The following is a 12,704-nucleotide window of genomic DNA, read 5'->3' as shown; positions in this document are numbered from 1 at the left end:
ATTAGGGCTGAGACAATACCTCGGCGCATTTAGCCGGCAAAGGCGGTTTCACGCTAGGCTTGGCGGCAGGCTGCGGGGCGAGCGCTTCGGCGCTGAACCACCAGGCTAAATCGGCGCCGCACCCGTCGCCTGCCGGTACCGCTTCCTGGCTGCTGCAATCGTCACTGCCGCCGGGACACTTAAGCCGCACGTGAAAATGGTCGTCGTGTTTCCACCAGGGACGAATCTTGCGTAACCATGCGCTGTCGGCGAAGCGCGCCTTATCGTTACACAAGGCTTGTTTGATCGCCGGATTGACGAATATCCTCTCCACCCTGGCATCGCGGGCCGCCGTCTCCAACAGCTGTTCGTGGGCTTGGGTCCAACGGCCGAAATCGACGGCGTTATGGGCATCCAACATCGAAGGCGCTCCCCAGCTTTCCCGCTCCTGACTGGACAACACCCGGCTTTCCAAATTGTTCGGCAATAAAAACCACATATCCACGTCCAGCCCGGTTTGGTGGCTCTTATGGCCGCTGACTGTCGGGCCGCCGCGCGGCTGACCTAAATCGCCGACCAACAAAGTGCCCAGCTTTTGCCCTGACGCAAACGCGCCCAAGTCTTGAATGTAGCGGACCAAATCCGGGTGACCGTAAAACCGGTTACGCGACAAACGCATGACTTGATAGCCGACGCCGGTAACCGGCAAGGCCTGGGCGCCGCGCAAACAGCCGTTGGTATAGCTGCCTATGCTTTCGGCCCGCGCGCTTTTAGTCGGCGCTGCCACTTTCGCCCAAATTTCCGCTTCCGAACGAGCCGCGCAATTGGCGCTGAACCCGGCCGCAATCAAACATAACACTAGTTTATTCATAACCGTTGTTTACCGCATCAAAGCACAAGGCAAGCTCCACAATAACAACCATCGCCCCGTCCCGTTATCGAACTGTAATCGCGTCAAAGACGCTTTTTTTACTTGTAAACAGAATTGGCCGATCCCAAGCAATTCGGCGACCAGCGCGGAAATATCAGGCTCGTGGCCAACCAGCCAAACATCGTCGGCCTCGCGACGAAGACTTTCGATCCGGCGCCCGGCCGTTTGGACCGGCGTTCCTAACCTTAACCAATCCACCACCTCCGGCGCGGGACAGCCGCTCAACTCGCCCCGCAGTAATTGCGCGGTCTGTTGGGCCCGGAGCAGCGGGCTGGTCAACAGGCGTTGCGGCAGCAATTGATGTAGGCTGCAAAATTGTGCAACTCTAAGCACTTGTTTTTCGCCCTTTTCTACTAACGCCCTGTCGGCATCAGGCTTGGAAAGACCGTGCTGTTCGGCCGTCGCATGCCGAAAAAAAGTCAGCAACATAGCTTTATATCCCCTTCCGGGCGCATGCTATCGGCCCGACAACGGTAATCACAAAAAAAACTCGGTTTGCGCCAATTCCTGCTGCAACCAGGCCAGCACTTCTTTGCCGCTACGCAAATTTTGCTCCCGCCACCGGCAAGAATCCAAGCCGCGCAGACTCGACCAACGCTGCAACAAGGTTTTTAGCTGTGCGGCAGCGGTGACGCTGAAATGAAACTCTTGCCGCAAGCGATGGAACAATTCCACGTCCGTTTCCTGTAAATCCGCGCGCAGTTCCAACAAGGCCTGACTCAAACTGTCGACGATAGGCAAATGCCGGCGTATCAAACTGGCAACCAAATCCGGCTGAACCTGCGCCAACGGCTCGCTAGGGTTGTCGGACACTACTTTCAGCGCGTGCACTAACTCCGCCGTGCTGAATTTGAGGCCGATCTCGGCAAAACCGGAGGCCTCCATATCCAATAAACCGGCATGCGCATACTCGGCCGAGGGTTTGGACAAACTCCAAAGCTTAGCTGTTTGGCACGGTACAACGAATGGCAACTGGGGATAAAACACTTTACCGTTATCGCCATCCGTGATTTTGTGCGCCAGATACGCGTGCCCTAAAGCCGCCTCGGCATGCCCGGCAACCCCCAGATTCAACAGCGCCGGCTGCGGCTCGACCGGCAAAGCCGCCAAGGCGTGCGCCACTGCGGCCGCCATCGCGGTTTTGCCTATGCCGCTAACGACTAGGGCCTTATCGCGATCGGCAAAAAAACCGAACGGCCCCAGGCCCGGCAAAGCCCTCAAACGCCAATACTCGATCAGCGGTTTGGCTTCGCATGACAACGCGCAAAATATCAATAGCCGATAGCTGACTTCGGTTTGCTTGCTCCCGGCCATGCGAAAAACGGTAGCGCTTACTGCTTGGGGGCTTTAATCGTAGTGCCGGACGTCGAACCGTTTGCCTGCTTGAGGAACGACTCTTTCAAGCTGGCAAACGCTCCCCACAGCGTGGTGTCCATCACCACCTGATTGCCGATGGACACAATGACCCGCGCCAATTCCGGGATTTTGTTTTTAGTCGCTAACATGTAGATCGGTTGCACGTACAACACCGAATTACCCATGGGCAGAATCACCATACGGCCTTTTTTCACCTCGGAACCGAGCTGGTTCCACAGCGTGAATTGGGCGGCTATCTCCGGATTTTGGTCGATCAACGCATTAACCTGGGACGGCCCGTTGACCTGCACCGCCTTAGGAAATTTATAAATGGTGACGCCCGGTTTATAACTATTGTCGCAGGCATGCTGATCCAGGGTACTGGCCACGCCGACCATGCTCAAGTTATCCCTGTGCACCGGCGTCATGGGGTTGATCATCACGAATTCCTCCCGATTGCCGCAGCGACCGAAGTCCATGGTGATGAAGTACGGCAACACCGGTTCGCCGTCCACCGTCGCATATTGCCACGTTTCCGCCTGCTCGTAGAACAGCTCCGGACTGTCCTGGTGATATTTGGCGTAAAGCTTCATCTGCATGTAGTAAAGATCGCGCGGGTAGCGCAAATGCTTGAGCAAACTCTCCGGCATTTCCTCCAGTTTTTTGAACAAGCCGGGATACGCCCGGCTATACGCGCTGACGATAGGGTCGTCCGGTTCGGCAATATAGTAATCGACGCTGCCGTCGTAGGCGTCGACCACAATTTTCACCGAGTTGCGGATGTAATTGAATTTCTGACTGCCGTCCAAAAAGTCGTCCGCCGCCGGCTGAGACACCGGATATTTATCCGATAAGGTGTATGCGTCTTGTATCCAATAAAAGCGCTCTTTCTCGATGACCAAATACGGATCTTTATCCAAATGCAAGAACGGCGTCAGCGTGGCGATACGCTCGTCGATGTTACGCCGAATCAACAATTTGCTGTGCTTGGTAATATTGGGCGAGAAAAATATCTTTTCGTCTTTAAAATAAAACGCAAACAGCAACTTGCGAAAGTACGACGCAATCGGTATGCCGGAGTTGCCGTGATAATCCGGAGTATCGTCCAAATCCGAACCGGAAATATCCTTGATGATTAAGTTGTTCGGCACGATCGCGTAAGGATATTTTTCTTGACCGTAATAAATATCCGGATATTTAACTTCGAAACCGACGTTGGACGTCAGATTCAAGTCCCTTAAATACCAAACGATGGGAATGCCAGCATCCTGGGCCGCCGGCGACACCACCGCGCCGTAACCGTGGGTATAGCGCAAATGGGTGTTCTCCCAGTTTTGCGCTTCGCGCGGCAGGTTGCTGATATTGACTTCGCGTGCCGCCAAATTCACTTGCTGATGGTGGTCGTGAATGAAGTAGCGGTCTTCGTCCACCGTAGTAAAGCGGTAATAGGGCCTGATCGCTTGCAGTTGCTGGTAGCTGTCGATCAAAAACTCTCTATCCCACACCGGGATATTTTCGAAATGCTCCTTATTGGACCAGTCTTCGATGTCCTTGGTCGGTTCCAACTTGATCGGCAATTCGATGGTATGGATGTTGGTCAAACCGTAGGCGGTCAACGTCGCGTCGATGTTGTATTTCATGAATGCGCCCTCGGTGCGGGTCGGATTCGGCCTAACAATGAATTTGTCGATCAATCCCGGCAGCATGTCGGAGTTTTTCAACAGCAAAATGGCCGAAAAGCTCAACACGGAAATGACAATCGGGGTTTTGCTGCGGTGCCGCTCCGAGAACACGTAAAAAATCAGCGAACCGGCAATCGCTAAAAATGCCAGTATCGACAACCAAATCAGCGGTAGATGGAAGCGTAAATCGACGAATCCCGGTCCGAAAAACACCGGCTCGCGGGTATTGGTAAACAACAAGCCGAAGCGGTCCAGCAAGTAACCCCAGACGACGAACAGGACAACGAACAAAAACAGTACCGTCATATGAATCTTGGCTCCGAGCGGAAATTCCTTGCCTTGATTCGGAATAAAGATGTGTTCCATCCAATACAACAGACCGGTAGCCAGAAACACCATCAGCGCGGTGGTCAATAGCTCCTTTTGGATCAACACGTAAATCGGATAGGAAAATAGATAGAAACTGACGTCGTTGCCGTACACCGGGTCGGCGATTTTGGCGTCGTTCCCGAAGAAAAACAGCAAGGCGTCTTCCCACTGCAAATAAAACGGTACGGCGATGGCGACCGCCAACAGCACGGAAACCGGAGTAAACACCTTGACCGAGCCGGACATGAATGTGTCGGCAAAACGTTGAAAACGCCGGCGTTTTTTGTCGTCCAACCAGACCTCCTCCGGCGGATTCAAACCCAAATAACGCGACGCGATCCAAAAATGAAATTGAAACACTCCAAAGAAAAATAGCGTCACCGCGCCGGAGAAAATGAATCGGTACAACAAACGCAGCCAGAAATAGGTCTCGAAATCCAGCGACCTAAACCACCATAAATCGACGAAGAAATCCAGAAACACGAAATAAAATGCGATGTACAAAACGATAGCACCGACTATCGTCACACCGACTAACGTAGGTATTAGCTTCCAACTACGCATACATTCCTCTTTATCAAAGATTTCGGTCTCGTTTGCTGAATCGACGGCGCGCACCGCCACACCCGCCGGCATTCTATCATCCTAAGACGCAATGCCGGTTATAGCTGTAACGCAGTCAGGTAGGGGTACGGTTCAAACCGGGACGGAGCCGGCTTACGAATGGAGACCGGCTCAAAACCGGGCGGTGGGGCTAGCGCGACTTACGTCGCTCAGTAAAGTATTTGCCTAGCCGGCATAGCGGGATGACGAGCGGGACATCGGGGTTAACCCGACTAAGCCGGTTGCCGGCCTCGCTCTCGCCGGCGTGTGTACAGCAGCATCAGGCCGGTCGCCATCATGACCAACGATGGCGGCAGAGGGACTGCGGCAACGGTTAGCGATGCGGGACTGGCCGACAAAGCCTCGCCGTCGGCATCGGCTAAGGCGTTGATTGTCAAATCCAGCGTGGTCTCGCCCGCTTGCAGCACCACGAAATTCACAAGCGCCAGGCGAAACGTGTCGGCTTGCAATGCATTTAAATCCGCCGGATCGTCGAACGACAATTCGAACAGATTTAACCGGCCGGGTTGGGACAGCGAGGCGGAAATCAGGTTGTTACCCGCGTCGAACACGTCCAGTTCGTCCCCCAATTGCCCGTCACCGACCACTGTGTCCAGATAAGCCAAGCGGGAAGCGTCGAAGTACAAATCCAAATCGTAGGCTGACAGGGCCGGCGCGATGCCGGCCTCCAAACCGGAAATCGCAATGCTCACGCTCAACACCGCCGCGGATTGGCGCGAACCCAGGGATAGTTCGAGCGCGGCATTGGCGGCAGTGGCACTCGACAACAGCAAGGCCAAAAGCCAGACCCGGCGAAACATGCTGTTCATAGCTATCCTCCTCGTAAATTTCAATTTCCGGAAAACAATCTCATTGGTTGGCACAACGCGGCCGGGTACACAGCAAGGTCAATTTGCGGACATCCAGTGCGTTGACTAGGCCGTTACCGTCCAGGTCCATAGGATCGCCGGCCGCGACCTGCCGGTTGAGTTGCGCCACAAGCCGCGCCAAATCCGCCCTATCCACGTCGCGGTCACCGTCCAGATCGGCTGCCACCTTGATAGTCTCGCAGCTGTCGGGAATGTGATTGAAATTGGCATCCCCCACCCGGCGCTGTTCGATATCCGACACATCGGAGCGGCCATTGCCGTTGCAGTCCGGAAATACGTTCAGATAGTAAACGTCCTGTTCGCCGTTGTAGGTCGCGGCATATGCCACGCTGGCGCCGTCCTCGCGCGCCACCAAGGTCGAATAATCGCCCATTTTCTGCGAGCCGTGCGGCAAGCCTATGCTGGTATCGAAACTCGGACTGACCGGTTGATTCCGGCTCCAACTGCGGCCGCCGTCCCAGGAATAGCTGTAATACAGGCGGGACACTTGGTATTTGCCGCTATCCCGGGTGTCGTACCAAACCGCGTCTATGCGACCGTTCGGCGCAACTCCCATCATCCCGAACCAGTTCCAATTATTCTTGCCCTGCGGATCGTCGTTGACGCGTATCGGCGCGGACCAGGAGTCGCCGCCGTCGCTGCTGCGAACGAAGCTGATATCCAGATTGTCCGCACCGGGCGGATCGACGCCGGCCAGCACGTACAGCTCGCCGTGGCGCGCACCTGCCGAGGTGTCGACCGCGATTTGCACGTCGCCGACCGGTCCGTAGGCATTGGGATTTTGTTTGAACAGAAACAACGGCGCCCAACCGCCCAAATCGATTTCTCTGGTTTGGAAACTAGGCGTCCGCGTTGCATCGCGGGCATTCAGCGATTTGACGAACACGTGTTTATGCAGATTGCGGTCCATGTTTTCTTCGTCGAAGAACGGCGGTTCGATCCGGCCCGCCATGTACAATTCACCGTCGTTACCGACTCGCATCGTCCCGAAGGTCGGCGTGATCGGCAGCTGTATAGGCGGCTCGAAACTGGTGCCGCGGTCCACCGAGCGGCTGAAACATTGCTCCGCCAGACAATCGCGCCAGTTCAGATACACGTGGCCGTCGCCGGCGCCGCCGCTACGATCCACCGCCAATTGGGCCTTGTCGCCGCCTTGGCCGTAAGCGAATACCGGGGTTTCCCAGCTGCGCCCGCCGTCCAGCGATTTAAGCAGCTGAATTTCATCGACAAAGGTGTAGCTCGGATCGAAATGCAGACTTTGATAATAAAAATGGCCGAGCGCATCGACATCCAAGGTCGGATTGCTGCGGCCTTCCCCCGGCGTCAGCGCTCCGGAAAAATGCCAGTGTGCGCCGCCGTCGCCGGTATAGGCCCAGCCGCCCTGGCGAAACGACGAGGCGGCGGAATCGAACTGACGCCAGGCCGCGACCATGTTGTTAGCATCCAGGGGATTGACCGCCAGCGTGGGTTCGTTGGCGGCGTCGCCGACGATATTGTTACCGGCCGCGTCGACATTGATCTGTACGCTATGGTAAGCCCCCGTCGCATACGTCTGCGCCGAGGCGCTTGGCGGAGCGCAAGCCAGCAGCCATAAGGCAATGCCGCCTAGCAGGTACCGCGGCAGTTCAAAATCCGCAGCATCGTGCACCGCGCTCATCCGCGCTCACCCTTAGTAAATCGGCGCATTCCCAGAGCCAACAATCCGCTCGCGAACAACCCCAGGGCCGGCGGCAACGGAACCACCGCGGTTTCCAGACGAAAGTCGCCGACCAGCGCCCCGCGGCTGCCGGACAAATGATCGTAGCCTTCGCCCAGCCCCAAATCGCCGGTCAATATCAAACTGCCATTCGCCAAATCCATGACAACATTGAACAGATTGAACGACTCGGCAACAAACGAAACGTGGTTGTACAAAGTCCAGCCGGACCGGCCGGACCCGGCGTCAACCTTGTTCGCATCGTATTCCAGCGTGTAATCGCCGGATAGAATGCGGTTGTGCGTCGAATCAATATCGATGCGGTAACGCAGCACCCCCGCCAAGCCGATGGCGCCGCTGACGCTGCTCTCGAAATGGGCGGGATCGAAGTCTATCGTGGTCGGTTTGCCGAAGCGCCCGGTCAGATTGCTCACTTGGCTGCCGTTGACCGCAAAGCTCAGGTTGGTGGCCGGAATTTCGGCCACCCCCGGCACGATATGATCTTCCAGAATTTGACTGAAGGTACGGCTATTCGCCGCTTGTGCGTCGAAAAACTCCTCCAGATACATCGACGGGGCCGGCGTGGCGTCCAGCGCGATGGCCGCCGCCAAGGCGTCGCGATCCAGATTGATGATCATGTTGCCGCCGGAAACCGTCGCGGCCCGTACCGGTAAGGTTACGCTCAGCAGCGCCAGCATGCAAAATCCGAGTTTGACTGAGAAAAGGGTGGATAAACACAAACGAATTGAGCGATTAAATAACATGGGTGATGATTCGGCGAAGGTTGAACGGATGCGTCCGACCACGACCGGTCGGACGCCTGAGACGCTTAGGCTTGGCGGCGCCTGGAAGCAATCACGCCGAGGAGGCCGCTAGCGAATAACCAAATGCCTGCCGGCAGCGGTACGGGCGCCGGAGAGATCAGACTGAAAGTTCCGGCGCGTCCGGCCGAGGACGATCCGTCACCGCCGAATAGAAACGCCGAGGTGCTGGGCGACCACCACAGTTCGCCGGTAAAGACCAGGCTATCCCCGTCGGTGGTGACGCTGATATTGCGGGTATCGTAAGTGGTGGAAGCGAAGCTGATGTAGTTGGTTAAGGCCCAGCCGCTATTGATGCCGTCGTTGCGGGCGGCAATATAGGAAAATTTGTAATCGCCGGAAATCAATGTGCCGCCGAAGCTGCCGCGGGTCATCACCACCCCGTTCAAACCGACTTGGCCTGTCGCGCTAAAACTCGAAGCATCGACCAAGGCGTCTTGATCGGCCGCCCAAGCCAGCGTCGTGATCTGGTTGTTGCGGCCGCCGCTGCCGGAGGGAATCCCGGTTCCTGCCAGACTGGCGGGATTAAGCTCGAAAGATAGCGTCTCGGAGGCCGGGTAGGTGTAGCTAGGCACGGCGATCAGTTCGCCGGTTTCGTTTAAGGCCTCGGAATCGGCTAAAGATTTATCGAAAAAATTAGCGACATAGTAGGAGGAAACCGCACCCGGTCCCAGGGTCAATCCTTCCAGCAAATTATCCGGATGGTCGAACGAAATGTTAAATACCCCTCCGTTCAAAGTACCGGCGCCGGCGGTATTCGCCGCCAACAATACCATAGCCGCCACCAGCGCTCTGGGCGCATTCAAAGTCATCGGTCCAGTTAAAGTCATAAAGTCAGTCCTATCGGTAGAAGGTCAATTTCGAAACCACGGCGAGCGATTCAATCAATCGGGACGCCAAACAGAGGAGCGCGTCCCGCCGGCTGGTCTCCGCTAGAGCGCGGCTTGGCCGCTGCCGGAACGAAATGACTCGGAAAGAAAACCGCGGATAAAAACGGCAAAGGAAACGCGCTAGCGGGAAAGCATTTAGCGCGCCAATTTTTTGAAGTTTAAAGTCGGCGCCGCCTCAGCCGAGGGGCAGGGACGATATTGCAACAACAGCTACAACAACATGAATTTAAATAAGTTTTATGCTCTGCCCGGCCAAAAGTCTAACCGGCTCGAACCAAAAAATTAGCGAGGTATCCTGCCAATTTGCCGAAGCTTTATAGGGCTTACCGGCAAATAACACAAAAGCCGCGATTGTTGCGGTTTACAAGCAATTGTTTTTACAGGCCTCATTGTTGAATTGAGTCATTCTGCTCACCCCTTGCGGCATTTAACCTAAAAACTCAGTGGCGAGCGAAGGGCCCGGCGTGCCCGGTAGACCAGCATCCGCCGTCACTACTTTATAGACCACGCATCACACCGGCCCCATGTTGTTTGAGCCATTGCCGGCGTTGCGGATAATCGGGCATGTGCGCAGCCACCAAGGCCCAAAAGGCCGGCGAATGATTTTTATGCTTGATATGGCAGAGCTCGTGGACCACCACATATTCCAGCATGTCCGCCGGTGCCAGCATCAACAACCAATTCAGGTTGATATCGTTGTTCGGTCCGCAGCTGCCCCAGCGCGACTTTAGCGTTTTGATACGTAATTGCCGTGGATATAGGCCGAATTTACCGGCATGTTTAGCAATTAACGCTTGCGCGTGTTGTCTTGCCTGATGCCTCATCCAACTTGCCAACCCGGCGCGAATGTGTTCCGAACGATCGCCGATCAGATTTTGCGGAACATAGACGGTAAAGTGCTCCAGTCCCTGCAATTCTACTCGTAGCCTGTTAGTTGTAGTCTTGGCTATCGTTAACGGCAACATGCGGCCCAGATACGGTACGTTCACGCCTTCGCTATAGTCGGCGGGCGCTAAACCTAAACAGCCGGCGCCGGCAGACCGACTACGCACCCGGTTTAGCGCTTTTTCTATCCACTCTTGCTCGGCTGCGATAAAAGCCTGAATTCGACTCTCCGGCACGTCGAACGGCGCCACCACTTCCACTTTTTCGTTGGTGATCACAATACGCGTCCGCTTCGCCTTGGCGCTGCGCCGCACTTGATATTCGAAAGACTGTCCGTTTTTTGCCGCCCAAGCGGGCATTTTCAGTTCAATCATGCTCGGACTGCGCCGGAGCTATATTGGGCTCCAGATTAATCATATGCGTAGCCAATTGCTGCAAAGCTTGCCGAATATTCTCTCTGAGCCTAGAATCCATCGGCGTTTCCTCTAACGCCTTATTCATGCATAACATCCATTGATCGCGTTCGGCTGCACCGATTCTGAACGGTAGATGCCGCATCCTGAGCATAGGGTGGCCGTATTCTTCTACATAGAGATTCGGGCCTCCCAGCCATCCTGACAGGTATTTGAATAATTTTTCCTTTGCCGTAGCCAAATTGGCTTGATGCATGGCCCGGATAGCTTGCGCTTGGGGCAAAATATCCATATAAAAATAAAACCTGTCGACCAAACCGCGAATCGCGGGCTCCCCGCCGATAAAGTCGTAAGGCGTTTGACCTGACATGACGAATTACACCCTCGCAACTGATGTTGTTTATACTAGCTCGCGGGAACGCACTGTTTGGAAACTCTTTCCCCAACGTACAGTCCTATCGACGCTCTCATTCCTAAGGAGGATATTAACATGCGTTTAAATGCAGCCGTTCGTTCGCAAACGGAAGTTTTAGAAACCAATAGAGTATTACGTAATACCTATCTATTGCTGTCCGCTACGCTGCTGTTCAGCGCTGCCATGGCCGCGCTGGCAATGTTCCTGAATTTGCCTCACCCCGGCTTGATTGTGACCTTGGTCGGCTATTTCGGTCTGCTGTATTTGACCCATAGATTTAGCCATAGCGCCTTGGGCATCGCTTGCGTGTTTGCCTTAACCGGCTTCATGGGCGTGACACTAGGCCCTATACTCAACATGTATTTACATGCCTTTAGCAACGGTCATCAATTAATTTTGACTGCTTTGGGCGGTACCGGCGTTATTTTCTTAGGCCTTTCCGCTTACGCGCTGACTACTCGCAAAGACTTCAGCTTTTTGGCCGGATTCTTGATGGTGGGCATATTGGTGGCGTTCTTCGCCGGCTTGGGCGCTATTTTATTTTCGCTACCCGCTTTGTCCCTAGCGGTCGCCTCAATGTTCATCCTGTTGATGTGCGGCATGATATTGTTTCAAACCAGCCAAATCATCCACGGCGGGGAAACCAATTACATTCTGGCTACCGTTTCTTTATACGTTTCGCTGTATAACTTGTTTACCAGCTTGTTACAACTGTTGGGCGTATTTGGCGGCGACGATTAACCGTCTTGTTTTGCGGCATAAAAAAGCCCGGCTATGCCGGGCTTTGTTTTTACGAGGTAAAAATTGAAACTTTAGATACTTAAAACTTCAATTTTTACTTTGGCGAGACCGGCCGTGATAAACCCAAGTTTACGTGCCGCTTGCTTCGATAAATCGATCAAACGGCTATTGGATTTACGCATGCGGTCGTTCACGCGAACCACTACAGCTTGATTATTGTGCAAATTGGTCACTCGCACTGTAGCACCCAACGGCAAAGTATTGTGCGCTGCGGTCATAGCGTTTCTATCGTAGGCTTCGCCACTGCTAGTGGCTTTGCCTTGATATCTATCGTTATAGATCGAAGCGACACCGGTTTTTCGATAAGAATCGCCAACCGGTTTGTCAGCCTTTGCCAAACTGACGGAATAAAAGGACATCAGCGAAACAGAAAATATGGCATTCAAAATCCATCTGTTTTGTCGCATCCTTCACCTCCTTACATCGAGTAAATTGATAAAAGGCGGTTCAGGGTAACCCAGCATCTAATCTTTGACAACCCTTTTCGTGGCCGAACAGCATCCAATGTTGCACTTTGGCTACAAAAAGTGGCCCATATCACATATCGCTAGCCTAGCGCGATTAGGGGCTGGCCGATGTTTTTACTTGTGGCTATGCAATTTTAAAAAAACGGAAAAATTGCTTTGCTAAAAGCCACTTTAACGATATAAAAAAAACTCACGAAGGCCCCCGCCGCCGCCAGCCAACGCTGCTGACCTTGCGAGCGCATCGCCAATATGCCCAAGCCGATGAAAACGCACATCACCACGATTTTAGCGACTATCCAACCGAAGTTAGCGCTCAACCAACTGCCTTGAAACACCAAGCCGATTCCGCTCAGCAGCAATAGCGTAGCTAATACGTGGGGTGCGATTTTCAACCACTTTTGCTGATTGAGCTCCGGTTTCCATTCGGCGGCGGCCAAGCGCACAACGAAACTAACGATCACGATGGCCACAAACAACAAATGTAAATGTTTAAGCATAAAACGTCC

General features: G+C 54.3%; 13 protein-coding genes. 1 reads left to right on the top strand and 12 read right to left on the bottom strand.

The features are described from left to right. Position 1: 1 nt before the first annotated feature. The 10 genes from mepA to F1E05_RS01400 form a co-directional block, all read right to left on the bottom strand. Positions 2 to 850 carry a penicillin-insensitive murein endopeptidase gene (gene mepA / locus F1E05_RS01445; RefSeq protein ID WP_150046218.1) on the bottom strand — a complete coding sequence of 283 codons (849 nt, stop codon included), beginning with the start codon at positions 848 to 850 and terminating at the stop codon, positions 2 to 4. 9 nt (positions 851 to 859) lie between these two features. Beyond that, the gene (locus F1E05_RS01440; RefSeq protein ID WP_150046217.1) at positions 860 to 1,339 is read right to left on the bottom strand and encodes a SixA phosphatase family protein; all 480 of its coding nucleotides are present in this window, start codon (positions 1,337 to 1,339) and stop codon (positions 860 to 862) included. 48 nt (positions 1,340 to 1,387) lie between these two features. Next, complete coding sequence (locus F1E05_RS01435) at positions 1,388 to 2,224, bottom strand: hypothetical protein (RefSeq protein ID WP_150046216.1); 837 nt, start codon at positions 2,222 to 2,224, stop codon at positions 1,388 to 1,390. 17 nt (positions 2,225 to 2,241) lie between these two features. Next, a complete protein-coding gene (locus F1E05_RS01430; RefSeq protein WP_150046215.1) occupies positions 2,242 to 4,881 on the bottom strand; it encodes a UPF0182 family protein in 2,640 nt (879 codons plus the stop codon). Positions 4,882 to 5,153: 272 nt separating this feature from the next. Then, the gene (locus tag F1E05_RS01425; RefSeq protein WP_150046214.1) at positions 5,154 to 5,750 is read right to left on the bottom strand and encodes a cohesin domain-containing protein; all 597 of its coding nucleotides are present in this window, start codon (positions 5,748 to 5,750) and stop codon (positions 5,154 to 5,156) included. A 40-nt stretch (positions 5,751 to 5,790) separates the two neighbouring features. Beyond that, complete coding sequence (locus tag F1E05_RS01420) at positions 5,791 to 7,467, bottom strand: hypothetical protein (protein ID WP_150046213.1); 1,677 nt, start codon at positions 7,465 to 7,467, stop codon at positions 5,791 to 5,793. Then, positions 7,464 to 8,204, bottom strand: a complete 741-nt coding sequence (locus F1E05_RS01415; RefSeq protein ID WP_150046212.1) for a hypothetical protein — start codon at positions 8,202 to 8,204, stop codon at positions 7,464 to 7,466. The genes F1E05_RS01420 and F1E05_RS01415 overlap by 4 nt, the downstream gene beginning before the upstream one ends. Before the next feature lie 131 nt (positions 8,205 to 8,335). Beyond that, positions 8,336 to 9,157, bottom strand: a complete 822-nt coding sequence (locus F1E05_RS01410) for a hypothetical protein (protein WP_150046211.1) — start codon at positions 9,155 to 9,157, stop codon at positions 8,336 to 8,338. Between the two features lie 557 nt (positions 9,158 to 9,714). Beyond that, positions 9,715 to 10,476, bottom strand: a complete 762-nt coding sequence (locus F1E05_RS01405) for a M48 family metallopeptidase (RefSeq protein ID WP_232056741.1) — start codon at positions 10,474 to 10,476, stop codon at positions 9,715 to 9,717. Continuing rightward, complete coding sequence (locus F1E05_RS01400; protein ID WP_150046210.1) at positions 10,469 to 10,885, bottom strand: group II truncated hemoglobin; 417 nt, start codon at positions 10,883 to 10,885, stop codon at positions 10,469 to 10,471. Before F1E05_RS01400 ends, F1E05_RS01405 begins: the two co-directional genes overlap by 8 nt. 120 nt (positions 10,886 to 11,005) lie before the next feature. Between F1E05_RS01400 and F1E05_RS01395 the strand changes: the two genes are divergently transcribed. After that, positions 11,006 to 11,671, top strand: coding sequence for a Bax inhibitor-1/YccA family protein (locus tag F1E05_RS01395; protein ID WP_150046209.1), 666 nt, complete (start codon positions 11,006 to 11,008; stop codon positions 11,669 to 11,671). A 71-nt stretch (positions 11,672 to 11,742) separates the two neighbouring features. On the opposite strand, the gene F1E05_RS01390 is transcribed toward F1E05_RS01395, so the two are convergent. Both F1E05_RS01390 and F1E05_RS01385 read right to left on the bottom strand, forming a co-directional pair. Next, positions 11,743 to 12,117 carry a septal ring lytic transglycosylase RlpA family protein gene (locus tag F1E05_RS01390; protein ID WP_232056740.1) on the bottom strand — a complete coding sequence of 125 codons (375 nt, stop codon included), beginning with the start codon at positions 12,115 to 12,117 and terminating at the stop codon, positions 11,743 to 11,745. Between the two features lie 215 nt (positions 12,118 to 12,332). Then, entirely contained in the window at positions 12,333 to 12,695 is a 363-nt protein-coding gene (locus F1E05_RS01385; RefSeq protein WP_150046207.1) for a SirB2 family protein, read from the bottom strand. Between the last annotated feature and the right edge of the window lie 9 nt (positions 12,696 to 12,704).

Source organism: Methylomonas rhizoryzae (assembly GCF_008632455.1).
Lineage (GTDB): Bacteria > Pseudomonadota > Gammaproteobacteria > Methylococcales > Methylomonadaceae > Methylomonas > Methylomonas rhizoryzae.
The sequence above is the reverse complement of the archived record's forward strand: the minus strand, read 5'-3'. Positions and strand labels throughout refer to the sequence as shown.